A 24,813-nucleotide genomic window follows, 5' to 3' on the forward strand; every position below is an offset into this window, starting at 1 on the left:
TTTAAAGGAGGAAACAACATGGGTAATGGCCGTGTAACTCAGGTTATGGGTCCTGTAATTGATGTTCGATTCGAACATAATGAAGTCCCTGAAATTAATAATGCCCTAATTATTGAAGTACCCAAAAATGATGGCACATTCAAATTAACATTAGAAGTTGCATTGCAACTAGGTGATGATGTTGTTCGTACTATTGCAATGGATTCAACTGATGGTGTTCAACGTGGTATGCAAGTTGTGAATACTGGTAAAGATATTAGTGTTCCTGTAGGTGAAGAAACACTTGGACGTGTGTTTAACGTTTTAGGAGAAACAATAGATTTAAACGAAAAAATAGATAGTTCTGTTAGACGTGATCCAATTCATCGTCGTCAACCTAATTTTGATGAATTATCTACTGAAGTAGAAATTCTTGAAACAGGTATTAAAGTTGTAGACTTATTAGCACCTTATATTAAGGGTGGTAAGATTGGTTTATTCGGTGGTGCCGGTGTAGGTAAAACTGTATTAATTCAAGAATTAATCAATAATATCGCTCAAGAACATGGTGGTATTTCTGTATTCGCTGGTGTAGGTGAACGTACTCGTGAAGGTAACGATTTATACTATGAAATGAGCGATAGTGGTGTTATCAATAAAACTGCCATGGTATTTGGACAAATGAATGAGCCACCAGGTGCGCGTATGCGTGTTGCTTTATCAGCATTGACAATGGCTGAATATTTCCGTGATGAACAAGGTCAAGATGTACTTTTATTCATTGACAATATTTTCCGCTTTACTCAAGCAGGCTCTGAAGTTTCAGCATTATTAGGACGTATGCCTTCAGCTGTAGGTTATCAACCAACATTAGCAACTGAAATGGGTCAATTACAAGAACGTATTACATCTACTAATAAAGGTTCAGTAACTTCAATTCAAGCAGTATTCGTTCCTGCCGATGACTATACTGACCCAGCACCAGCAACTGCGTTCGCACATTTAGATGCAACAACAAACTTAGAACGTAAATTAACTGAAATGGGTATTTATCCTGCGGTAGACCCATTAGCTTCAACTTCTAGAGCTTTAGAACCATCTATTGTTGGGCAAGAACATTATGAAGTTGCACGTGATGTTCAATCTACATTACAAAAATACAGAGAATTACAAGATATCATTGCAATTTTAGGTATGGATGAATTATCTGAAGAAGATAAATTAACAGTAGAACGTGCACGTAGAATTCAATTCTTCTTATCACAAAACTTCCATGTAGCTGAACAATTTACTGGTCAAAAAGGTTCTTATGTTCCAGTTAAAACAACTGTAGCGGACTTTAAAGATATCTTAAATGGTAAATATGATCATATTCCTGAGGATGCGTTCCGTTTAGTTGGAAGTATGGATGATGTTATTGCTAAAGCTAAAGATATGGGTGTTGAAGTTTAAACTAATTAGGAGGTAAAGATAATGAACACAGTAAATCTTGATATTGTCACTCCTAATGGTTCAGTCTACGAAAAAGATGATGTTGAACTCGTTGTATTTCAAACTACTGCGGGCGAAATAGGTATCATGAGTGGACATATTCCGACAGTTGCCGCATTAAAGATAGGCCATATTAAAGTTAAGTTTAAGAATGGTACTGAATATATAGCTGTTAGTGGTGGCTTTGTTGAAATTAGACAACATAAAGTATCTGTCATTGTTCAAACAGCTGAAACAGCTAGTGAGATTGATGTAGAAAGAGCTAAGTTGGCTCGTCAAAGAGCTCAGTCTCATTTAGATGAAGAGGATAACAGTGACATTAACCGAGCTAAACGCGCATTAGCTAGAGCGGAAAACCGTCTGCGTGTAGCTGAATTAAAATAATAATTAAATTAATTGACGTGGGATAATATTTATGAGGATTATATTGTCTCACTTTAGTGAGAATGGTTAATGAAAAAGTAACAGGTATTAAAATATTTTTGATTTAGTTAAGTATTCTTAATATATTAAAAGAGTTTGAGACATTTAATGGTGTTTCAAGCTCTTTTTTATATTGTGCATAAAAGAACTTAGAATGATAATCACTTTAAATCTTTATTTTAGCTACTTTTATTAAATATCGTAACGTTCTTATGTATCATTATTAACTTTTTTAATGTACAATATATTACAGAAATCTTTAAGGAGAGAAAAGAATGGAATATGTTGGGCAATTTGCAATAATACATCTATTTTTACATGTAATATGTATATGTATTGCGTACTGGGCATTACATTCTCTCAGATTAGATCATTTTTTTAAAAAAGGATATTCAATACAACTGCAAGTGTGTATGATTTTCTTAGCAATTTTAATGGGTACTGCAGTAAGTAACTTTATCGTTGACTTATTACAGTATTCTACACAAATTAAATATTTATTTTAAAAAATGAATTTTTACCAATTAACTAAAAATGTAGATAAATTAATTAATTAAGTAATTTAAAATGGGAAATGTTATAAGAAATAGGAGTTTAATGTGGAGGATTAATATGGATAAGATAATTATAAATGGAGGCAATCGCCTTACTGGTGAAGTTCAAGTAGAAGGAGCTAAAAATGCTGTATTACCTATCCTTACAGCATCGTTATTAGCGTCTGAAGGACAAAGCAAATTAACAAATGTGCCTGATTTAAGTGATGTTGTTACTATCAATAATGTTTTATCTACTTTAAATGCTAAAGTGGATTACGATAAAGAAAACGGATCAGTTACAGTTGATGCTTCTGCTACACTAAATGAAGAAGCACCTTATGAATATGTGAGTAAAATGAGAGCAAGTGTGTTAGTAATGGGACCTTTATTAGCACGTCTAGGTCATGCAATTGTTGCATTACCAGGTGGCTGTGCAATTGGTGCTCGTCCAATTGAACAACATATCAAAGGTTTTGAAGCACTAGGTGCAGAAATTCATTTAGAAAACGGAAATATATATGCAAGCACTAAAGAGGGATTAAAAGGCGCAACTATTCATCTAGATTTTCCAAGTGTAGGGGCAACTCAAAACATTATAATGGGTGCTTCTTTGGCACAAGGAAAAACTGTTATAGAAAATGTAGCTAAAGAACCTGAAATTGTAGATTTAGCTAATTATATCAATGAAATGGGTGGTAACGTTATTGGTGCTGGTACAGATACAATTACTATCCATGGTGTTAAAAAATTAACGGGAGTTGAACATTCAATTATACCTGATCGCATTGAAGCAGGTACACTTATTATCGCAGCAGCAATTACAAGAGGAGATGTTTTTGTAAAAGGTGCTGTTAAAGAACATATGACAAGTTTAATTTATAAGTTAGAAGAAATGGGAGTTAATCTCGATTTTAATGAGGAGGGTGTACATGTCACTACAAATGGTGAACTTCAACCTGTAGATATTAAAACACTGCCTCATCCAGGTTTCCCTACAGACATGCAATCACAAATGATGGCATTATTATTAACAGCTGAAGGTCATAAAGTGGTTACTGAAACAGTATTTGAAAATAGATTTATGCATGTTGCAGAATTTAGAAGAATGAATGCTAATATTAATGTAGAAGGTAGAAGTGCTAAAATAGAAGGTAAAAGTCAACTACAAGGTGCTCAAGTAAAAGCTACCGATTTAAGAGCTGCCGCAGCTCTTATTTTGGCTGGTTTAGTAGCAGAAGGTACAACTCAAGTGACAGAGCTTAAACACTTAGATCGTGGTTATGTTAATTTCCATGAGAAGTTAAAATCACTTGGTGCAGATATCAAAAGAGTCAATGACTAATTTTTAAATAGATTTGAGGTAATAGTTATGGAAACCATTTTTGATTATAATGAAATAAAAAAAATCATCCCTCATAGACAACCTTTTTTACTTATTGATCGTATTGTTGAATATGAAGAAGGAAAGCGTTGTGTAGGTTTAAAACAAGTTTCAGGAAACGAACCATTTTTCCAAGGACATTTTCCTGATTATGCAGTTATGCCTGGTGTTCTCATTACGGAAGCTTTGGCACAAACTGGAGCAGTAGCTATGTTAAATAGTGAAGAAAATAAAGGTAAAATTGCTTTATTTGCTGGTATTGATAAATGTAGATTTAAAAAACAAGTGACACCTGGTGATACTTTAATGTTAGAAGTTGAAATTACAAAAATTAAAGGTCCTATTGGAAAAGGTACAGCAAAAGCTACTGTTGATGGACAGCTTGCTTGTAGTTGTGAACTTACTTTTGCTATTCAAGATGCATAATTTAAAATAGAGTAGTAACGAAATAAATCATTTCGTTACTACTCTATTTCTATTTTTTAAATTTTTCTTCTTTTAATTTCGGCTTAGATTGCATCATTCTGTTGAATGTGATTTTCAATTCTTCTCCTGATAATCCTTCATCAATAAGTTGTTCTAATAGAGTTTCTGCGTATACTTGTCGATGTGTATAAATATGACACTCGAAAATAATTGACATTTTTCCTGCAAATAGAGAAATGTTTTTTATTGTTGCATCAAACAATGCTGGATCGTTAGAAGGTCTAGTAATCACTACTCTGATATCTAATATTGTTTGTGATTCATAATATTTTTGCATTATATCATAATGTGTATCTGAAATCACAATTTCCAGAAGCCAACCTGTACCACTACTTTCTTTATTTATAATCACACCATCATAAAGTTCAAATTCTGAAATCCTGTTACCATCGCTTACTATTTGGAATCGAACTGCTTTAAACGTCTTCATAACATTACTCCCATACTCTTAAAAATTTTTAAATTATATGATTATTGGTTTTTTGTTAAATAAGAAGTGTCATATCTTAATATTTTTCTTAAATATATCAGATATTAATACTAAAAAGAGAAGAAATTTAAAAAAATAGCTTTTTGACGTTATATTCAATTCTATTTAATATAACGATATAAGGAGGTGACACATGTTAAATAAGATAGTAATCGTTGGTCGTATGACTAAAGATGCAAAAATTTATAATAATGAGGAGGTGAAAATCGCAACGTTTAGTGTGGCTACTGAACGTAATTATAAAGATGAAAATGATGAAATAGCGTGTGACTATATATTGTGTAAAGCATTTGGTAAGATGGCCAGTAACATTGAAAAATATACTTCTCAAGGATCATTAGTAGGTATTACTGGCCAAATGCGTTCTCGTAAATATGAAAAGGAAAAACAAACTCACTTTGTAACAGAATTATATGTTGAAACAATTAAATTTATGTCCCCTAAATTAAATAATGAAAAACTCTCAGATAACTCACTAAATACAGACACTTATCCATTTGATTATCTCGAATTAATGAATATAAAATAAAACTCTCTATTTTTAATACTCCAAACCTTTCCAATTAATATAAAATAAGTCTTTCAATTATACTCAAGAGGTCGGTATAAATATTCCGACCTCTTTAACTATGCATGAGACATTAGATACAACTAATTCATTGAATGATAAAAAATACAGTTCATTTTTCTGAAATATTACAAGATGATTACAGTTAATTCTTTTATTATATATCTAATAAATACTGCCATTAAAGTTTTTATAGTATATATATAAGAAGAATTATCTATAAACCTATGTAATTTTAATGTAAAATAAATACATTCTTTTTTATTTCACTGTAACCTGCTAAGCTTTTTAAGATGTTAGAGTAGTATCTGTAAAATATTTAAGAAAATAAATGACTTAGGAGGATTATACTATTATGAAAAAGACAATTATTGCATCTTCATTAGCAGTAGGTTTAGGATTAGTAGCAGGAAACGTAAGTCATGCTGATGCAAGTGAAAGTCAAATTAATAAAGAAAAATTAGCTCAATTAGCGGAATCTAACGATCAATCATTAAATCAACATCCTATTCAAGAAGGCGCATATAATTACCAATTTAATTTAAATGGTAAAACTTATCATTTTTGGTCAGATGGAACATATTTTAAATGGGAATATTATCCATCAAACGGTTCAACTGTAAATAGTGCTAATCAAAATGTAGCTTCAACTCAAACAGCACAAAATGTATCTTACCAAAATAATAATTATAATAACATAAATCAATCAGCTTCAACTTCAAATGTAAGTCAACACTATGCAAATGAAGCTCAAACACAACAAGCACCAAAAACAACACAAACTAAACAAACAAAACAAACACAACAAGCACCTGCTAATGCAACTACAAATCAACCTAAACAATCAACAAGTGGTTCATCAGTAAATGTAAATAGTCATTTACAACAAATCGCTCAGCGCGAATCAGGTGGAGATATTCATGCAATCAATCCTTCTTCTGGTGCAGCAGGTAAATATCAATTCTTACAATCAACTTGGGATTCAGTAGCACCAGCGCAATATAAAGGTGTATCACCAGCACAAGCACCTGAAAGTGTTCAAGATGCTGCGGCAGTAAAACTTTATAATACTGCGGGTCCATCTCAATGGGTTACAGCGTAAAACTTAATAAATCATTTAATAGTGCCTGAGACAATATAAGTTGTCTTAGGCATTTTTATATATTGATAGTAATAACTGAATTTAAAAAGATTTCTGTACTATTCTTTATTTATTATAATTATAATAATAGTTGCATGAATTAAACTTAATTCAATTAATATCTTTTTTATTTGAATTATAACAATGGTTTTGTTATGGTTAATTTAAACTAAAAACTACTAGGGGAGCCGTGTAATACGGCTGAGATGAAGCATTCAGACCCTTATAACCTGATTTGGTTAATGCCAACGTAGGAAAGTAGTAATACATATTCATTTATTCTATTTTTTGAATATTGACTACATTTCTACGTTGAAATGTAGTTTTTTTATTCAAGGAGGAATAGTTAATGAGTTTTTCAGATGAATTAAAGCAAGCGTCAAAACTAATTATTGAAGAGATTTATAACGATGGTTTTATTCAAGATTTATTAAAAGGAAAATTATCAAGACAAGCAGTACGCCAATACTTACGTGCTGATGCTTCTTATTTAAAAGAATTTACTAATCTATATGCTTTACTTATTCCTAAAGCACCTACTATGAAAGAAGTAAAATTCTTAGTAGAGCAAATTGAATTTATGTTAGAAGGCGAAGTAGAAGCTCATGAAATTTTAGCGGACTATATTAACGAACCTTATGAAGAAATTGTAAAAGAAAAAGTGTGGCCACCTAGTGGAGATCATTACATTAAACATATGTATTATCATGCTTATACTCATGAAAATGCTGCATACACTATAGCTGCAATGGCACCATGTCCTTACGTATATGAAGTGATTGCTAAATGGGGATTAGAAGATTCAAATCTTAATAGAGATGCACTTACTGCTAAGTGGTTTGATTTTTATAGCACTGAAATGGCACCTTTAATTGAAGTATTTGATCGTTTGTTAAATGAACTTACAGAACATTGTACCGAACAGGAAAAAAGAGAAATTAAAGAAGCATTTTTACAAAGTACTGTACATGAACGTCATTTCTTCAATATGGCATATATTGATGAAAAATGGGATTTTGGAGGAGCAAATCATGAATAAACCTAAGATTGCGTTAACAATTGCTGGTACTGACCCTTCTGGTGGCGCAGGGGTTATGGCAGATTTAAAATCTTTCCATGCTTGTGGCGTATATGGAATGGCTGCTATTACAAGCATTGTGGCTCAAAATACTAAAGGAGTTCAACATATTCATAATCTAGAAACTAGTTGGGTTAAAGAACAATTAGATAGTGTATTTGATGATGAATTACCTCATGCAATTAAGACTGGAATGATTGCTACACATGAAACGATGGAACTGATTCAAACGTATTTAAAAAATCATAGTGATATTCCCTATGTTATCGATCCAGTTATGCTAGCTAAAAGTGGCGATTCCTTAATGGATGATGAAACAAAAAAACATCTTCAGAAAACGCTCTTACCATTAGCGGATGTCGTGACTCCTAACATTCCAGAAGCTGAAGAAATTACTGGCTTGAAAATTGATACTGAAGATAATATTCGTAAAGCAGGTCATATATTTATAAATGAAATAGGAAGTAAAGGTGTAGTAATTAAAGGCGGTCATTCTGCTGATTTAAATAATGCTAAAGACTTTTTATTTACTAAAGATGATGTCTATACTTTTGAAGAGAAGCGATTTAATACGCCACATACTCATGGTACAGGTTGTACATTTTCAGCTGTTATCACAGCGGAACTAGCTAAAGGTAAAACAATTTATGAAGCTGTAAAAAAAGCTAAAAAATTTATTTCATTAAGTATTGAACATACACCTGAAATCGGCCAAGGACGTGGCCCGGTAAACCATTTCGCTTATATGAAGAAAGTAGGTTTAGACGATGAATAGTTTAGAAAAGATAAGACAAGAGAATCCACTAGTAGTCTGTTATACCAATGATGTGGTTAAAAATTTCACTGCGAATGGACTCTTGAGTATTGGTGCAAGTCCAGCAATGAGTGAAGCTCCAGAAGAAGCAGAAGAGTTCTATAAAGTAGCAGGGGCACTACTTATAAATATTGGGACATTAACTAAAGCAAATGAAAAAGATATTTTAGAAATCGGAAAAATTGCTAATAAACAAGGGACACCCATTGTATTTGATCCAGTTGCTGTAGGTGCATCAACATATCGTAAACAATTTTGTGAAACTTTTCTTTCTGAAATAAATGTTTCTGTAATTAAAGGAAATGCATCTGAAATTCTTACTTTAGTAGATTCAAATACTACAATGAAAGGTACTGATGGAGAAACAGACTTAGATGTAGTGACAATTGCTAAAAAAGCTTATGAAAAATATCAAACAGCAATTGTTATTACAGGTAGAGAAGATGTTATTATTCAAGGGAATCAAATTGTCAAATTATCAAATGGTTCTCCATTACTTGCAAAAATTACAGGCGCTGGTTGTTTATTAGGCGGTTTAGTTGCTGGATTTTTATTTAGAAATACACATCCATCATTACAAGTATTAGAAGAATCAGTAAGTTATTATAATATCGCTGCAGAGATTGCTGAAAAAAGTGAAAAGGTTAATGGACCTGGAACATTCTTACCTCAATTACTTGATGAAATGTATCACCTGAACTATGATACATATAAACAATTTGTAAAACGTGAAGAGGTTTAAATATGTTTGATTCAAAAAGTTTACAAGTCTATTTTATATGTGGAACGCAAGACATCATCGGTGATCAAAACATTAAAGATGTTTTAAAAGCAGCATTAGAATCAGGAGTTACTTTATTTCAATTTCGTGAAAAGGGACCAAATGCTTTGGTAGGAGATGAAAAAGTGGCCTTAGCTAAAGAATTGAAAACACTTTGCCATGAGTATAAAGTACCTTTTTTAATTAATGATGATGTGGATTTAGCTGAAAAAATTGATGCAGATGGTATACATGTAGGTCAAGATGACGAAATAATTGCTTCTTTTGCTAATCGTTTTAAAAATAAAATTATAGGGTTAAGTGTAGGAAACGTAAAGGAATATCAAAAATCAGATTTAGAACACGTAGATTATATAGGCGTAGGTCCAATGTATAAGACATCTTCAAAATCTGATGCAAGTGCCCCTGTAGGCCCTGAAATGATTTCAACATTAAAAAATATTAATCCAAGCTTACCTATGGTTGCTATAGGTGGTATTACTGAAGATAATTGTGAGCCCATAGCTAAAGAAGGCGCTGATGGTGTTTCAGTTATTTCGGTCATTACACATAGTCAAAATATTGACAAGACTGTTAATAAATTAAAGCACTATTTCAAATAAATATCTCTTTTTTTCAGTTTTTGTTTTCTAGTACACCCTATCTATGATAAAATTATTTCTACGTGAATATATCAATAGAGGTGTAAAAATGAAGAAGAAAGCGCTACTACCTTTGTTATTAGGGGTAATGGTCTTTTTAGCTGGATGTGACTATTCCAAATCTAGTAATAGAAATGGATTTTTCTACAATACATTCGTTGAACCAATGGCTAAAATTTTACATTGGTTAGGCCATTCTGTTTTTCATGATGATTATGGTATTGCAATCATCGTTTTAGTATTAGTTATTCGTATTATCTTATTGCCTTTCATGCTATCAAACTATAAAAATAGTCATATGATGCGTGAAAAAATGAAAATTGCTAAACCTGAAGTAGAAGGTGTACAAGAAAAAGTTAAGCGAGCACGTACTCAAGAAGAAAAAATGGCTGCTAATCAGGAAATGATGGAAGTTTATAAAAAATACGACATCAATCCTATGAAGAGCGCTTTAGGCTGCTTGCCTGTTTTAATTCAAATGCCTATTGTTATGGGATTATATTTCGTATTGCGTTATCGTATTGGTGGCGGTATTACAGAACATCCACATTTCTTATGGTTTAATTTAGTACATCCTGATATTTGGATTACTATTATTGCCGGTGTGTTATACTTTATTCAAGCATGGGTGTCAAGTAAACAAATGCCTGAAGAACAACGTCAAATGACTTATATGATGATGATTGTTTCACCTATTATGATTATTTGGATTTCATTAAGTTCAGCTTCAGCACTAGGATTATATTGGTCTGTCAGTGCGGCATTCTTAATTATTCAAACATTCTTTGCAAATAAACATTATGAAAAAGTTGCAAAACAAGAAATTGGACCTATGGTTGAGGCACATAAAGAAAATAATTCAAATAAAAAAGGTAAAAATACGCAAGTTGTGTCTAAAAATAATAAGAAGAAAAAATAATATAAGCATAATACGATAAATACGATAAAAAAGTAGGAAAAGATAGATTATCTTTTCCTACTTTTTTTTATTCTTCTAAGTGCCATTCGCTATAAAATTGAGATAAAAATAGTTTCATAAATTGATGACGTTCTTCAGCCAGTTGAGATCCTGTTTGTGTATGCATTAATTTTTTTAATTTTAATAACTTATCATAGAAGTGTCTAATAGCAGAAGGAGGTAGATCAACCATATCTTTTTCTGAAGGAATTGAGTGATAGGGAGATTCTGTCCACATTGGCTCATTGAAATGTCCAGAAAATTGAAACGTTCTTGCGATACCTATAGCACCAATTGCATCTAAGCGATCAGCATCTCTAACGATTTGTCCTTCGATTGGAAGTGTAACATCGTTATTTCTACCGTTTTGATAACTCAAATGTTTGATAATAAAAATAATATTCTTTTGAACAGAATCATCCAATTTTATTTTTTTAAAAAATTGATATAATTCGCTTAAAGCATGGTGTTTATCAGTCAATTTATCATCTATGACGTCATGTAATAAAGCTGACAAAACTATTGTAAGAAAATCGCCTTGATGTTCTTGTTTGGCAATATATTTAGCTAATGATGTGACACGTTCAATATGTGCAATATCATGTCCAGAGTAATCATTTTTATGAAATTGGTACATATATTCCTTAGCTAATAATATTTGTTCTGCTTGATTCATAAACTACTCCCTTAAAAACATGTATTGAATAAGTTTAAAGAATTGGTGATAATAATTGAGATATACCTTCTTTAAACTTAATCCAAGTACTACGTTGATTATATAATTCTTTAGTTAACTCATATGAGACCTTCATATCTTTAATAAATGCTTTTTTAAGTTGAAGAGAAATGTCTTCATCATAGATGAACGCATTAACTTCGAAATTTAATGTAAAACTACGATTATCCATATTCGCTGTACCTACAGTAGCGATTTCATCATCGACAATGAGTATTTTTGAATGTAGAAATCCGTTATTATATTGATAAATTTTAACACCTGCGTCTAATAAAGAAGCGGCATTTTTTAATGTAGCCCAATAAACAAAAGGATGATCAGGTTTACATGGAATCATTAAATTAACTTCAACTCCACCTAAAGCGGCAATTTTTATGGCATCAATAAAAGCTTGATCAGGAATAAAATAAGGTGATTGAATATAAATAGAATGTTTTGCTGACATAATCATCTTTAAATAGCCATATTTAATTTGTTCCCAGTCTTCATCAGGACCACTTGAAGCGATTTGAATACCAATCTCGCCACCTGAATCTACATCAGGAAAATATCTATCTTCATAGCTGATATTGTCACGTGTTGATTGTGAATTCCAATCTAAGATGAATCTTAATTCTAATGCATTGACAGAGTCACCTTCAAGTCTTAAATGAGTATCTCTCCAATAACCAAATTTTTTATCTTTACCAAGGTATTCATCACCAACATTAAAACCACCAACATAGCCAATCTTGCCATCTATAATGACAATTTTTCTATGATTACGATTATTCATTCTTAAATTGATTAAGGGCAATTTGGAAGGGAAGAAGGCTTCTGCGTGTCCACCTTTGTCTTTAAACTGTTTCAAATCTTTTTTGCGTAATGTTCTTGAGCCCATATCATCATATAACATTTTAACTTCTATACCATCTTCAAGTCTGTCTTCGAGTGCCTTTAAAATACGACGTCCAAGACCATCACTTTTGAAAATATAGTATTGAATATGTATATAATCTTTAGCATTTTGAATATCTTCAATTAATGCGTCAAATTTAGCATGACCATCTGTAAAGATTTTTATACTGTTATCAGTAGTTAAAAATGCAGCATTATTATAGAGTAACATGTGCACCATTTCTTTAAACTTAACAATTTGATGATTACCTTTAGAAAAATCATCTTTTTCAAGCGCATTTAATTGCTCATCAACGATCATAGCTAAACCTTTACGATCTTCTTTTTTTAATTTGAAAATATGATTGCGTTGTATTTGACGACCTAATAATAGATATAAAATAAATCCTACTATCGGTAGAAATACAAGAACTAAAAGCCATGCCCAAATTGAACCTGCACTACGACGTTCCATGAAGATAATGATAAATGCGAAAATTAGGTTTAGTATAAAGGCAGTGATTAATACGATGTTAATAATTAAAGAAGAGTGTGAAAAAGATAATTGCACGATCTCTACCATACTAATTAATTGAACCTCCTAAATCGTTTAAAATTAATGTACTAACAAATATTGTACCATGCACTATAATAAATGGTATGATTAATTTTTAAAATAAAAATGTATAATTGACGTAATAAAGAGGAAATTATACGATGATATAGAAGCTATTGAAAGGGTGAAATAGTTGGAAAATCAAAATCATGCCCATCATTCTGAGCAAGTTAAATTAAATTTAAAATCTCGATTAAATAGAATAGAAGGACAAGTTAAAGCAATTAATCGAATGATTGATGAAGACGTCTACTGTGATGATGTATTAACTCAGATAAGAGCAACACGTTCAGCACTGAATAGTGTTGCTACTAAATTACTAGAACATCACATGAAAAGTTGTATTATGGAAAAAATAAATCAAGGTACTGAAGAAGAAGCAATGGAAGAACTACTAGTGACATTTCAAAAACTAGTTAAAGATTAGTTAGGAGATTGTAATATGTTAAACAGTAATATTGTATTTATAGATAACATTGAAACAGATGAACAAGCACAAATGTTAAATAAGCGTTTGTTAAATATGATTGGAGTACACACGGTATCCATCGATATAGAAAGAAATAAGGTTAATGTTGAATATGAAACACCTACTAATTTAAATAGTATTGAAAAAGAAATTTATGACGCTGGATTTAAAGTACTTTCATAATAAAAAGTTTTAGTGTAACTTAAATAATTTAAAATAATTTTCAAATATGGTAGTAAAGCATGACTAATTAGGGTAGTATATCATTGAAAGTCAAAAAACGAGGTGAGATACCATGAAAAAATCAGATAAGTTACAAAATGTAGTCAAATTATTATCATCTTTAGGCGTCAATATCAAAAAAACAAAATCTCGTTTCGACATTATTAATACTTTGCCTACCACAAAAACCGTTACTCAAGAACTTAAATAATATGTGATTGAAAAAAGTCTGAGACATTATTAGTTGTCTCAGACTTTTTGTGTTGGAGATACATTTCCGAAGTGGAACGATAAAGTCAAAATGAGTTTTGTCCCATTCTCTCTTATACTATTTTCACATTATTAACTGAATTAAAATATATTTATTACTAAGCATCTTTTGACACTGGCTTTTGATGGTAATAAATAGAAAGTATAACACCAATACCTAGCATTAAACTCCATAATGCACTACCACCATAACTAATAAATGGTAGTGGTATACCTGTAATAGGTAAAAGTTGAATCGTCATACCGATATTTTGCAAAATATGGAAGACGAGTAAAGAAATATAACCAATTAAAAATACCTTATTAAATGATGAAGTTGTTTTTATGGCTAAACGGATAAGATGGAAAATTAAAGCTAGGAATATAAGAAGTAATATCACTGCTCCAATAAATCCAATTTCTTCTCCAATGACAGAAAAAATAAAATCGGTATGGTTTTCTGGAATGTATACTTCTCCGTGATTATAACCTTTACCAAATAATTGACCGGATCCTATAGCTTTTAACGATTCCGTTAAATGGTAGCCATCTCCATTACTATAAGCGTAAGGATTTAACCATGAATTGATTCGACCCATTTGATACATTTTGATATGTAACGTTTTCTCAATCAGAGAGGGTTTGTATATAATGGCTAAAATAATACTACTTCCTAATACTGCTACAGTAATAAAGATAGGGGCAAGAATACGCCATGTAATACTACTCACTAGCATGATTCCAACAATAATGGCACATAGAACCAATGTAGTTCCTAAATCATTTTGAAGTAAAATTAACATCATAGGTGCCAGGGATATGCCAATAATTTTAAAAAATAAGATTAAATCAGTACGAAAAGATTTATTAAATGTAAATCGATTATGATTAGAAACGATTTTAGCCAAGGCAAGTATCAAAATAATCTTCATAAATTCTGAAGGTTGAATACTAATTGGACCAAAAGCATACCAACTTTTAGCGCCATTAATAATAGGCGTAATAGGTGTTTCAGGAATGATTAATAAACCTAGTAGTAAGATACAAAAGAAGATATACCATGTATATGTATTATTTTTTATTTTTTTGGGAGAAAAAATCATCACAATAAGTGCTAGTATTGCTCCTAAAATATAATAGATAATTTGACGAATACCGAAATTGGCACTATATTGGCCGCCACCCATAGCAGAACTGATTGTAGTCACACTAATGATGGCTAAAATCATTATTAATGCTATAAGTATCCAGTCAATTTTTCGAAGCCAATGTGTTTTAGGCTGTTGACGGGATGAATATTTCATAAAAACTCCTTAAATTCTATAGAATAGTATATATAGATTTTACATGACTTTATATGATTATGCTAGAAAATATAGAAGATGATATAAAGTCAAAGCGGTTTAATCTAAAAAATAACCATTAACTTGAGTAGACTATTCTTTAAGAAATATATATTTTTATTTATTGGTAAATGCAAAAAATACTGATACTGTGATAATATGAACTTTTAGAAAGAATAATTTAAATTACATATCGTTAGTGAAACGTATAATTAACAATTTAAACTTAATACATTATAGTATTATAATTATGATGAGAGAAACAAAAGCGTAATTAAACTTCAATTTATAAATGGCTTTTGTCATTATTTTTCTCGATGGAGGATATAAAGCATGGTAAAAGAAAATATTTGTATCGTATATGGTGGTAAAAGTGCTGAGCATGATGTATCAATTTTAACGGCACAAAATGTATTAAATGCGATTAATAAAGACAAGTATCTTGTAGATATTATATATATTACAAATGATGGTCAATGGAAGAAAAAAGAAAATATTACAAAAAACATTAAAACTATTGAAGAATTACATTTAGAAGATATAAGTCCTGGAGAAATTACATTACTTTTAAAAGAAAATGGGGAAGGAAATAAATATGATGCTATTTTCCCATTATTACATGGACCAAATGGTGAAGATGGTACCATTCAAGGTTTATTTGAAGTGCTAGATTTGCCATATGTAGGAAATGGTGTATTAGCTGCATCCAGTTCGATGGATAAATTAGTAATGAAACAATTGTTTGAACATCGCGGTTTACCCCAACTACCTTATATTAGTTTTTTAAGAAGTGAATATGAAAAATATGAAGGTAATATTATTAAACTCGTTAATGATAAATTAACATACCCAGTATTTGTAAAACCTGCTAACCTTGGCTCTAGTGTGGGTATTAGTAAATGTAATAATGAAGATGAACTTAAAAAAGGGATTGAAGAAGCATTTCAATTTGATCGTAAGTTAGTGATTGAACAAGGTGTTATTGCACGTGAAGTGGAAGTCGCAGTTTTAGGTAATGACTATCCTGAAACAACATGGCCTGGAGAAGTAATTAAAGATGTTCAGTTTTATGACTATAAGTCAAAATATAAAGATGGTAAAATCAGTTTACAAATTCCAGCAGAATTAGATGAAGAGGTTCAAATGACGTTACGTAATATGGCATTAGAAGCATTTAAAGCTACAGATTGTTCTGGATTAGTACGTGCCGATTTCTTTGTGACGGAAGATAATCAAATCTACATTAATGAAACAAATGCGATGCCTGGTTTTACAGCATTTAGCATGTATCCAAGTTTATGGGAAAATATGGGATTATCATACTCTGATTTAATCACTAAACTAATTGATTTAGCTAAAGAACGTTACGAAGATAAAAAGAAAAATAAATATACTATCGATTAAGCGAGGAGCCTAAGTATGATTGAAGTTTCATTAAAACAAATACAAAAATGGATATCTTGCGATATTGATGAAGCATATTTAGAACATCAAATTAAAGGAGTCACTATCGATTCTCGCCATGTAGAAAAAGAGATGTTATTTGTTCCATTTAAAGGTGAAAATGTAGACGGTCATCGTTTTGTAGAACAAGCACTAAAAAGTGGTGCTGGTGCTTCATTTTATGAAAAAGGACAGGATATTAGCGATTCAATTCAAGGACCTATTATATGGGTAGATGATACATTAACAGCTTTACAACAATTAGCTAAAGCGTACTTAAAGCATGTTAATCCAAAAGTAATTGGAGTGACCGGCTCTAATGGTAAAACAACAACAAAAGATATGATTGAAAGTGTATTACATACCGAATTTAGAGTCAAAAAAACACAAGGTAACTATAACAATGAAATTGGACTACCTTTAACCATTCTTCAATTAGACAAAGACACAGAAATTTCTATTTTGGAAATGGGTATGTCAGGATTCCACGAAATTGAATTGTTATCTAAAATTGCGGAACCTGATATTGCGGTTATCACAAATATTGGTGAATCTCATATGCAAGATTTAGGTTCTAGAGAAGGTATTGCTAAAGCCAAATCTGAAATTACTATTGGTCTTAAATCCGATGGTACATTTATATATGATGGAGATGAACCACTTCTAAAGCCTCATGTTGACAATGTGAAAAATGCAAAACTTGTTAGTGTTGGTTTAAATCATGAAAATACATTAGTATGTAAAGTTGAAAATAGTAAAAATGATGGCATAGCATTTATGATAAATAACAAGGAACATTATGAATTACCAATTTTAGGTATTCACAACATGAAAAATGCTACTATCGCTATTGCAATCGGACATGAACTTGGTTTAGATTACGACACAATTCAAAAGAATATAAGTAATGTACAACTCACAGGTATGCGTATGGAACGCCATGTTACTGATAATCAAATTACGGTTATTAATGATGCTTACAATGCAAGTCCAACAAGTATGAAAGCTGCTATTGATACATTAAGTCATATGAATGGACGTAAAATTATTGTACTCGCTGATTCTTTAGAATTAGGTGAAAATAGTCAACGTATGCATGAAGATGTAGGTGCTTATTTGGACAATAAGGGTATTCATACGTTACTTACTTACGGTAATGATGCTAAGTTTATAAGTCGTACAGGTGGTCAGTTTGTGGAAGATGTAGCTTATTTTTCAGATAAAAATGAACTGACTCATTACTTAAAGTCTATTTTGCAACCTGATGATAAAGTGTTAATTAAAGGGTCACGTGGTAATAAACTTGAAGAAGTAGTAAATGCTTTAATTTAATTATTCATAATAATCAAGAGTTGCTTAGAAATGAAAGGTTTCAAAGCAACTTCTTTTTATTATTTTAATAGAATAAATACTCTACTTAAAAATGTTATTTGTTGTAGATATGAAAATTGCTTTATTGCGATAACTATTTTTAGGTGGTACTATATAGAAGTTGACGTAATAAGAAGACCTTATATACAAAAACGTATATTGATAAATAAAAGAATTAAAAGGAGAATTATATTGCAAAATTTTAAAGAATTAGGGATTTCGGATAAAACGGTAAAAACCCTAGAAGAAATGGGTTTTAAAGAACCAACACCGATCCAAAAAGAAAGTATCCCTTATACATTAGAAGGAAAAGATATCCTTGGACAAGCTCAGACAGGTACGGGTAAAACCGGAGCTTTTGGTATCCCTTTAATAGAAAAAGTTGTTGGAAAATCAGGCGTTCAAGCTTTAATTTTAGCACCTACAAGAGAATTAGCAATGCAAGTTGCTGAACAATTACGCGAATTCAGTCGCGGACAAAATATTCAAGTTGTTACTGTCTTTGGTGGTATGCCAATCGATAGACAAATTAAAGCATTAAAACGTGGGCCTCAAATTGTAGTAGGAACACCAGGACGTGTTATCGATCATTTAAATCGTCGTACATTAAAAACAAATGATATTCATACTTTAATTTTAGATGAAGCGGACGAAATGATGAACATGGGCTTCATTGATGATATGAGATTTATTATGGATAAAATTCCTGCTGAACAACGACAAACAATGCTATTTTCAGCGACGATGCCTAAAGCTATTCAGACATTAGTACAACAATTTATGAAGTCACCACAAATTGTTAAAACAATGAACAATGAAATGTCTGATCCTCAAATCGACGAATACTATACAATTGTTAAAGAATTAGAAAAATTTGATACATTTACTAATTTCTTAGATGTACATCAACCTGAGTTAGCTATTGTATTTGGTAGAACTAAACGTCGTGTGGATGAGTTAACAAGTGCATTGCTTACTAAGGGTTACAAAGCAGAAGGATTACATGGAGACATTACACAAGCCAAACGTTTAGAAGTACTTAAAAAATTCAAAAACGATCAAATTGATATATTAGTTGCCACAGATGTTGCAGCACGTGGTCTTGATATTTCAGGTGTAAGTCACGTATATAATTTTGATATACCTCAAGATACTGAAAGTTATACACATAGAATTGGACGTACAGGTCGTGCAGGTAAAGAAGGTATTGCTGTTACGTTTGTTAATCCAATTGAAATGGATTACATTCGTCAAATTGAAGAAGTCAATGACAGAAGAATGAAAGCTTTAAGACCACCTCATCGTAAAGAAGTGCTTAAAGCACGTGAAGAAGAGATTAAAGATAAAGTTAAAAACTGGATGTCACGTGAGAGTGAAGATCGTTTAAAACGTATTTCTAGTGAATTATTAGAAGAATATGATAGCACTGAATTAGTAGCTTCATTATTACAAGAACTTGTCGAAGCAAACGATGAAGTTGAAGTTCAATTAACTTTCGAAAAGCCACTTGCAAGAAAGAGTCGTAATAATAAAGGTAATCAATCAAGACGTGGTGGTAAACGAAACAATAAATTTAACAACAAAAATAAACGATCAAAAGGTAACTTCAATAAGAAAAAAGGTAAAAAACAAGATCGTCGAGATAGACAAGATAAAAGAAAAACATCTATCAAAGGTCGTACGTTTGCTGATTTACAAAAATAGTTGTTATAGATAAGATTAAATTTGCTTGATTGAGCTTGAGACATATGTTTATGTCTCAAGCTCTTTTTGATTATAAGTTTTACCTATTAAATTTATAAATAATTGTACTAATAATGTTTTAAAGAAAAAGAGGATAATTAATCGTATTTAAATAGATAGTATTCAGTTTTGTTTTTTCATTAACATCTATCATATTATTTTTAAAAAAATAGTATGATATAATATAAAAAAATTGTTAAGGAGTTTATTGTGCAATTACATCACTCTTTTCATAAAAGTCCTAAATCCGCATTTTTATATCATTGGTTAGTAAGTGGAGCCACATTACTAATAGAGCTCATTATTTTAAGTGGTGGGTTGTATTGTTGGAAAGCATTTCACTGGCCCCATTTTATTTTTTATATTCTACTTGTATTAACTATTTGTTCTTTTATTCGTTTTATTCTACAACCCATCAATAGATACTCTTATAGATTTTATAATATAGAAAATAATAACATAGAAATTTTAAATACTTTTATTTTTAAAAGCTATAAAACAACAAAAATTGAAAGATTACAACTTTTAAAGGTTAAAACAAATCCGTTATTGAAAAAGTTTAATCTTAAGAGAGTCATTGTTGTGACTGCAGGTCATGAACTCACAACACCTGTTGTTTCTAATAAAGAAGCAGAACGATTAATATTACATATCTTATCACAAATGCGAGGTAGTAATGATGATATTTAAACCTCAAAAATTACATCCGATTTCTTATTTCACAGGTCTAATAGATGTTATAAAGCAAAACATTTTTGTTATTATCGTGTTTATTGGATTTAATATATGGAATTTTGATTTTACAAATATTAGACATTACATTGGACCAGGTATCTTTTTATTGATTATTCTTTTTTCTATGATTAATCAATTTCAAAAAGTACGTCTAACGCGTTATTGGATAGAAAATGATCAATTTATAGTCACATCTGGATGGTTAAATAAAAAACGCAAAGAATTAAATTTGAATCGAATTCAATCCTTAGATACCACACAAGGACTGATTAATCAATTAGTAGGTGGCGTACGATTACAAATTAAAACGCCGAGTGATGGTATTGAACTTGAAACGATTTCGAAACAACAAAGTGAATTGATTGAACGTACAATTAAAAAAAGACAACTTCAGTTAGACAGTCAAGAAATAGAGCCTGATAATAAGCCTAATAATAGCGAACAAGAATTAATATCTGAAGATAGTAGTAATAATGAAGTAATATTTAAAATGTCTAATAAACTATTGATTTTTATGGCATTGACAAGTGGCGTGATAGGTGTAGCATTCGCCACCATTTCCCCCATTATAGGTGCATTTGAAGATATTATCCCATGGGAAAAATGGACGTCTCGTCTTTTTCAATGGATACAGTCAGTTACGTTTTTAGTGACTATTATTATATTGATTGTACTTATATTTTGTTATGTTATAGGCACTCTAATTGTTGTTCTACGTTATTATAACTATACAATCACACAACATGATAATGAGTTGAAAATTACTTACGGATTACTAAATGTAAAAAATATCACAGTGCCTACTGAACGATTACAAGCAGTGGTAGAAAAACAGTCATTTATTAGAAAGTTATTTGGATATACCTCTATATACTTTATTATTACAAGTGATTTAGAAGTTAAATCTAATGAAGATGTAAGTGAAAACGGAAAAATTATGATTCTTCCATTTATTAATAAAAAAGAGGCTTATTCTATTATTAGAAAATTAATTCCTGAAATGCAATTTAACTCTATTACTGAAAATGTGCCAAAACGAGGATATCATCGCCACTTTTTTATACCTAGTATCATATTGATTCTTGGTGCAACTATAGGTGCTTACTATTGGAGTAAATGGAGTTATATTATAGCGATAATTATTATTATCTTTATGGCAATTCATGCGTATGTGTATATATCTGTTTCTGGATTATGTAATAGAAAAAATGAAATTGCACTTCGCCAAGTAAGTATCATGCATATTAATTCATATCATTTTAAAAAGGATAAAATTATTGGTATGAATGTTAATCAAAATCCATTGTTAGAAAAGAGCCATTTAGCACATTTACATTTTATTATAGCTAAGGGTGCGGTAAATGAAGATATTAAGCTAAAATATGCTTCTGAAAAACAGGTTCAATTAAATATTGAGACCTATTTAGGAGGGTCTAAGATTGAGTGAACATAGTTTTATGAATACAAGTGGTCTAAAAGTGATGAGAATCACATCATTGATAGGACTTATAATTATTACTGTTTTTTTATTTCTACTCAATATGATAGATGTGTATTTTACTCACATATCAAAACTTTCAATTAATATCATTATTTCTGTAGTAATTATATTGCTTTATATCATACTATTTATTATTGTTATTCCGCTTCTGAGATATCATTATTTCAGTTATTACTATGATGAAAACGAGATTCATATTAAAAACGGTATAATAACTGTTGAAACAAATATTATACCATTTTATAGAATACAAAACATAGAGGTCATAGAAGGATTCATAATGAGAAAATATAAGTTAGCACATCTTCATTTATCTACTGCAGGTGGAGAATGCAATATAGAACTAATTGCAAAAAAAGAAGCGATTTATTTAAAACAAATGATTCAAAATAGAAAACACGAACTATATGAATAATAAAGGATAATTAGGTGAGGTGTAGATATGATACATGGTATTGGTATTGATTTAATTGAAATTGACCGAATAAAAGACGTGTATATTAAACAAAGTGATAAATTAATACATAGAATACTAACAGATCAAGAACAGCAAAAATTTAACTCTTTTAAAAATGATAAAAGAAAATTAGAATTTTTAGCAGGACGATTTGCAACTAAAGAAGCATTTAGTAAAGCATTAGGAACAGGGGTAGGAAAAACGGTAGCATTTAATGATATTGATTGTTATAACGATGAAAAGGGTAAACCTTGTATCAAATATCCTGGTTTTGTTGTTCATGTCTCGATTACGCATACACAACATTACGCAATGAGTGAAGTAATATTGGAAAAATAAGTCATATCAATTTTTTATAAGTTTAAATAAGGAGGACTTCATATGTCAGATGTTGCTTATAGACCGACATATTTAAATGTAGATCTTGATGCCATTATATACAATTATAATATTTTTAAAACACTTCAAAGTGATAAGTTAGTGATTCCTGTAATTAAAGCGAATGGGTATGGATTAGGGAGTGTAAAAATAGCAGAAATTTTAGAAAATAATGGGGCTCAATTTTTTGCAGTTGCTACTTTAGATGAAGCTATTGAATTACGCTTACATAATATAAATGCTAAATTATTAGTTTTAGGTGCGATATCACCGAAAGATATAAATAAAGCGATTCAATATGACATTACCTTAACTGTGCCCTCACAGTTTTGGTTAGAACGAGCGATTCAGTATATAGAAGATAACTCAGATCATGTATATCTTCACGTGAAATTAGATACCGGAATGGGAAGACTAGGAATTAAAACGCTTGAAGAGTATCAGCTAGTCATTAATCTTATTAAAGAACATCCAACTCTTATTTTTGATGGCGTCTTTACTCACTTTGCCAATGCAGATGAACCTAGTGATTCAATGAAACAACAATATGCATTATTTGAAGAATTGGTAACAAAAGCAGAGCAACCAAAATATATACATGCTCAAAACTCAGCGGGCGCTTTATTAGCAAATTGTAAATTATGCAATGCGTTAAGACTTGGAATTTCACTATATGGTTATTATCCTTCTGAATATGTTAGAACTGAAGTTGATGTTCAATTAAAACCAAGTGCTAAGTTAATGACTCACGTTGTCCAAACTAAATATTTAAATCCTGGAGACTCTGTAAGTTATGGAAGTACATTCACTGCAACTAAAAAAATGAAAATAGCAGTTTTACCAATTGGATATGCAGATGGTTTCTTAAGGTCTATGCAAGGATTTGCCGTAAATGTCAATCAACATCAATGTGAAATCATTGGAAGAGTATGCATGGATCAAATGATTATTAGTGTATCAGATGATGTGAAAGAAGGAGATGAAGTTATTTTAATAGATAACAATTTAAATTCTTCACAAGCAGTAGAGGCATTAGCTATAAAACAAAATACAATTAATTATGAAGTTTTATGTAATTTAGGACGCAGACTTCCAAGAATATATTATTTAAATAAAAAATTTGAAGTTACAAATGAATTATTAAATTAGTATAGTCACTTGTTACAAAATTTGTTATTATAAAACTAAATTAAAGTTTATAATGTCTTGTTTGTATCAATTGGAGGTTCATAGTATGTTAACTTTTAATCAGAATAGAAGCCATAGTCTTGAACAATCATTAAAAGAGGGCTATGTCCAAATGGCCGATTTAAACCTCTCCCTAGCAACTGAAGCATTTCCATTAGAATGTGAAGCTTGTGATTGTAACGAATCATATCTTACATCTAATTATAAAAGTGAATGATTAGAAGAGGCGATGTATATTTAGCTGATTTATCACCAGTTCAAGGGTCTGAACAAGGGGGAGTAAGACCTGTAGTTATCATTCAAAATGATACTGGTAATAAATATAGTCCTACAGTAATCGTTGCTGCGATTACTGGTAGGATAAATAAAGCGAAAATACCAACACATGTAGAAATAGAAAAGAAAAAATATCGTTTAGATAAAGATTCAGTCATTCTTTTAGAACAAATACGAACATTAGATAAAAAAAGATTGAAAGAGAAACTTACATATTTATCAGAAGATAAAATGAAAGAAGTTGACGATGCATTAGATATAAGTTTAGGTTTACACGATGTTCGTCCTCAAAAAAATTAGTATTTTATATGTATAATCCAGAAAATATGAAATAAACTTTTGAAATAAATCAATTGTACTTTTGAAAAGTTTTAATTAGATTAAATTCAGTTGAATTTAATGATACTATTTAGGAAGTTTATGATTATTTAAAGATGTCGCAG

The 24,813-nt window shown here is 30.6% G+C and carries 29 protein-coding genes and 1 riboswitch; of the genes, 25 read left to right on the forward strand and 4 right to left on the reverse strand.

Features of this window, described 5'->3' with window-relative positions:
* Positions 1–18: 18 nt before the first annotated feature.
* The 5 genes from atpD to fabZ all read left to right on the forward strand — a co-directional run bounded on the left by atpD (position 19) and on the right by fabZ (position 4,236).
* On the forward strand, positions 19–1,431 hold the full coding sequence (atpD, locus tag HMPREF3046_RS01440; RefSeq protein ID WP_070715846.1) for a F0F1 ATP synthase subunit beta: 1,413 nt from the start codon (positions 19–21) through the stop codon (positions 1,429–1,431).
* Between the two features lie 21 nt (positions 1,432–1,452).
* Complete coding sequence (locus HMPREF3046_RS01445) at positions 1,453–1,854, forward strand: F0F1 ATP synthase subunit epsilon (RefSeq protein WP_002448708.1); 402 nt, start codon at positions 1,453–1,455, stop codon at positions 1,852–1,854.
* A gap of 314 nt (positions 1,855–2,168) precedes the next feature.
* On the forward strand, positions 2,169–2,399 hold the full coding sequence (locus HMPREF3046_RS01450) for a DUF1146 family protein (RefSeq protein WP_070715848.1): 231 nt from the start codon (positions 2,169–2,171) through the stop codon (positions 2,397–2,399).
* 106 nt (positions 2,400–2,505) lie between these two features.
* Positions 2,506–3,771 (forward strand): UDP-N-acetylglucosamine 1-carboxyvinyltransferase, encoded by a 1,266-nt coding sequence (murA, locus tag HMPREF3046_RS01455; RefSeq protein WP_070715850.1) that lies wholly within the window; start codon positions 2,506–2,508, stop codon positions 3,769–3,771.
* 27 nt (positions 3,772–3,798) lie between these two features.
* The gene (gene fabZ / locus HMPREF3046_RS01460; RefSeq protein WP_002448673.1) at positions 3,799–4,236 is read left to right on the forward strand and encodes a 3-hydroxyacyl-ACP dehydratase FabZ; all 438 of its coding nucleotides are present in this window, start codon (positions 3,799–3,801) and stop codon (positions 4,234–4,236) included.
* A 49-nt stretch (positions 4,237–4,285) separates the two neighbouring features.
* On the opposite strand, the gene HMPREF3046_RS01465 is transcribed toward fabZ, so the two are convergent.
* A complete protein-coding gene (locus HMPREF3046_RS01465) occupies positions 4,286–4,726 on the reverse strand; it encodes a YwpF-like family protein (protein WP_002448687.1) in 441 nt (146 codons plus the stop codon).
* Positions 4,727–4,919: 193 nt separating this feature from the next.
* Between HMPREF3046_RS01465 and HMPREF3046_RS01470 the strand changes: the two genes are divergently transcribed.
* The 7 genes from HMPREF3046_RS01470 (at position 4,920) to yidC (ending at position 10,728) form a co-directional block, all read left to right on the forward strand.
* Positions 4,920–5,315, forward strand: coding sequence for a single-stranded DNA-binding protein (locus tag HMPREF3046_RS01470; protein ID WP_070715851.1), 396 nt, complete (start codon positions 4,920–4,922; stop codon positions 5,313–5,315).
* Between the two features lie 394 nt (positions 5,316–5,709).
* The gene (locus HMPREF3046_RS01475; RefSeq protein WP_070715853.1) at positions 5,710–6,456 is read left to right on the forward strand and encodes a transglycosylase family protein; all 747 of its coding nucleotides are present in this window, start codon (positions 5,710–5,712) and stop codon (positions 6,454–6,456) included.
* 210 nt (positions 6,457–6,666) lie between these two features.
* Positions 6,667–6,769, forward strand: a riboswitch (TPP riboswitch).
* 75 nt (positions 6,770–6,844) lie between these two features.
* Positions 6,845–7,534 carry a thiaminase II gene (gene tenA, locus HMPREF3046_RS01480; RefSeq protein ID WP_070715854.1) on the forward strand — a complete coding sequence of 230 codons (690 nt, stop codon included), beginning with the start codon at positions 6,845–6,847 and terminating at the stop codon, positions 7,532–7,534.
* Positions 7,527–8,348: a bifunctional hydroxymethylpyrimidine kinase/phosphomethylpyrimidine kinase gene (gene thiD, locus HMPREF3046_RS01485; RefSeq protein ID WP_002455065.1), complete on the forward strand. Its 822-nt coding sequence runs from the start codon at positions 7,527–7,529 to the stop codon at positions 8,346–8,348. The genes tenA and thiD overlap by 8 nt, the downstream gene beginning before the upstream one ends.
* Positions 8,341–9,129 carry a hydroxyethylthiazole kinase gene (gene thiM, locus HMPREF3046_RS01490; RefSeq protein ID WP_070715856.1) on the forward strand — a complete coding sequence of 263 codons (789 nt, stop codon included), beginning with the start codon at positions 8,341–8,343 and terminating at the stop codon, positions 9,127–9,129. Before thiD ends, thiM begins: the two co-directional genes overlap by 8 nt.
* Positions 9,130–9,131: 2 nt before the next feature.
* Positions 9,132–9,770: a thiamine phosphate synthase gene (gene thiE / locus HMPREF3046_RS01495; protein ID WP_070715857.1), complete on the forward strand. Its 639-nt coding sequence runs from the start codon at positions 9,132–9,134 to the stop codon at positions 9,768–9,770.
* An 88-nt stretch (positions 9,771–9,858) separates the two neighbouring features.
* A complete protein-coding gene (gene yidC / locus HMPREF3046_RS01500) occupies positions 9,859–10,728 on the forward strand; it encodes a membrane protein insertase YidC (protein ID WP_002455066.1) in 870 nt (289 codons plus the stop codon).
* Between the two features lie 67 nt (positions 10,729–10,795).
* Here the strand turns inward: yidC and HMPREF3046_RS01505 are convergent, their stop codons facing one another.
* Both HMPREF3046_RS01505 and cls read right to left on the reverse strand, forming a co-directional pair.
* Entirely contained in the window at positions 10,796–11,443 is a 648-nt protein-coding gene (locus HMPREF3046_RS01505) for an HD domain-containing protein (RefSeq protein ID WP_002437536.1), read from the reverse strand.
* A 34-nt stretch (positions 11,444–11,477) separates the two neighbouring features.
* Positions 11,478–12,962: a cardiolipin synthase gene (gene cls / locus HMPREF3046_RS01510; protein WP_070715859.1), complete on the reverse strand. Its 1,485-nt coding sequence runs from the start codon at positions 12,960–12,962 to the stop codon at positions 11,478–11,480.
* A 166-nt stretch (positions 12,963–13,128) separates the two neighbouring features.
* Here cls and csoR point away from each other — a divergent pair, with 166 nt between their 5' ends.
* From csoR to HMPREF3046_RS11175, 3 genes are all read left to right on the forward strand, one after another.
* Positions 13,129–13,422 (forward strand): copper-sensing transcriptional repressor CsoR, encoded by a 294-nt coding sequence (gene csoR, locus HMPREF3046_RS01515; protein ID WP_002437530.1) that lies wholly within the window; start codon positions 13,129–13,131, stop codon positions 13,420–13,422.
* Between the two features lie 15 nt (positions 13,423–13,437).
* Positions 13,438–13,647 carry a putative copper chaperone CsoZ gene (locus tag HMPREF3046_RS01520; protein WP_070715862.1) on the forward strand — a complete coding sequence of 70 codons (210 nt, stop codon included), beginning with the start codon at positions 13,438–13,440 and terminating at the stop codon, positions 13,645–13,647.
* Between the two features lie 112 nt (positions 13,648–13,759).
* Complete coding sequence (locus tag HMPREF3046_RS11175; RefSeq protein WP_141755510.1) at positions 13,760–13,897, forward strand: Lmo0850 family protein; 138 nt, start codon at positions 13,760–13,762, stop codon at positions 13,895–13,897.
* A 157-nt stretch (positions 13,898–14,054) separates the two neighbouring features.
* Here HMPREF3046_RS11175 and HMPREF3046_RS01525 read toward each other — a convergent pair whose 3' ends face one another.
* Positions 14,055–15,239, reverse strand: coding sequence for an FtsW/RodA/SpoVE family cell cycle protein (locus HMPREF3046_RS01525; RefSeq protein WP_070715865.1), 1,185 nt, complete (start codon positions 15,237–15,239; stop codon positions 14,055–14,057).
* A 372-nt stretch (positions 15,240–15,611) separates the two neighbouring features.
* Here HMPREF3046_RS01525 and HMPREF3046_RS01530 point away from each other — a divergent pair, with 372 nt between their 5' ends.
* The 10 genes from HMPREF3046_RS01530 to HMPREF3046_RS01575 all read left to right on the forward strand — a co-directional run bounded on the left by HMPREF3046_RS01530 (position 15,612) and on the right by HMPREF3046_RS01575 (position 24,670).
* Positions 15,612–16,682, forward strand: a complete 1,071-nt coding sequence (locus tag HMPREF3046_RS01530) for a D-alanine--D-alanine ligase (protein ID WP_002455069.1) — start codon at positions 15,612–15,614, stop codon at positions 16,680–16,682.
* A 15-nt stretch (positions 16,683–16,697) separates the two neighbouring features.
* Complete coding sequence (gene murF, locus HMPREF3046_RS01535) at positions 16,698–18,053, forward strand: UDP-N-acetylmuramoyl-tripeptide--D-alanyl-D-alanine ligase (protein ID WP_070715868.1); 1,356 nt, start codon at positions 16,698–16,700, stop codon at positions 18,051–18,053.
* A gap of 231 nt (positions 18,054–18,284) precedes the next feature.
* Complete coding sequence (locus HMPREF3046_RS01540; protein ID WP_070715870.1) at positions 18,285–19,796, forward strand: degradosome RNA helicase CshA; 1,512 nt, start codon at positions 18,285–18,287, stop codon at positions 19,794–19,796.
* A gap of 249 nt (positions 19,797–20,045) precedes the next feature.
* Positions 20,046–20,525 carry a PH domain-containing protein gene (locus tag HMPREF3046_RS01545; RefSeq protein ID WP_070715873.1) on the forward strand — a complete coding sequence of 160 codons (480 nt, stop codon included), beginning with the start codon at positions 20,046–20,048 and terminating at the stop codon, positions 20,523–20,525.
* Positions 20,515–22,017 (forward strand): PH domain-containing protein, encoded by a 1,503-nt coding sequence (locus HMPREF3046_RS01550; protein ID WP_070715875.1) that lies wholly within the window; start codon positions 20,515–20,517, stop codon positions 22,015–22,017. The genes HMPREF3046_RS01545 and HMPREF3046_RS01550 overlap by 11 nt, the downstream gene beginning before the upstream one ends.
* Positions 22,010–22,486 (forward strand): PH domain-containing protein, encoded by a 477-nt coding sequence (locus tag HMPREF3046_RS01555; RefSeq protein WP_070715876.1) that lies wholly within the window; start codon positions 22,010–22,012, stop codon positions 22,484–22,486. Before HMPREF3046_RS01550 ends, HMPREF3046_RS01555 begins: the two co-directional genes overlap by 8 nt.
* A 27-nt stretch (positions 22,487–22,513) precedes the next feature.
* Positions 22,514–22,867, forward strand: a complete 354-nt coding sequence (gene acpS / locus HMPREF3046_RS01560; RefSeq protein WP_070715879.1) for a holo-ACP synthase — start codon at positions 22,514–22,516, stop codon at positions 22,865–22,867.
* Positions 22,868–22,909: 42 nt separating this feature from the next.
* A complete protein-coding gene (alr, locus tag HMPREF3046_RS01565) occupies positions 22,910–24,055 on the forward strand; it encodes an alanine racemase (protein ID WP_070715881.1) in 1,146 nt (381 codons plus the stop codon).
* 85 nt (positions 24,056–24,140) lie between these two features.
* Positions 24,141–24,311: a type II toxin-antitoxin system antitoxin MazE gene (mazE, locus tag HMPREF3046_RS01570; RefSeq protein ID WP_002448681.1), complete on the forward strand. Its 171-nt coding sequence runs from the start codon at positions 24,141–24,143 to the stop codon at positions 24,309–24,311.
* Complete coding sequence (locus HMPREF3046_RS01575; RefSeq protein ID WP_017174798.1) at positions 24,308–24,670, forward strand: type II toxin-antitoxin system PemK/MazF family toxin; 363 nt, start codon at positions 24,308–24,310, stop codon at positions 24,668–24,670. Before mazE ends, HMPREF3046_RS01575 begins: the two co-directional genes overlap by 4 nt.
* Positions 24,671–24,813: the final 143 nt, after the last annotated feature.

The organism is Staphylococcus sp. HMSC070D05 (assembly GCF_001815595.1).
GTDB lineage: Bacteria > Bacillota > Bacilli > Staphylococcales > Staphylococcaceae > Staphylococcus > Staphylococcus hominis.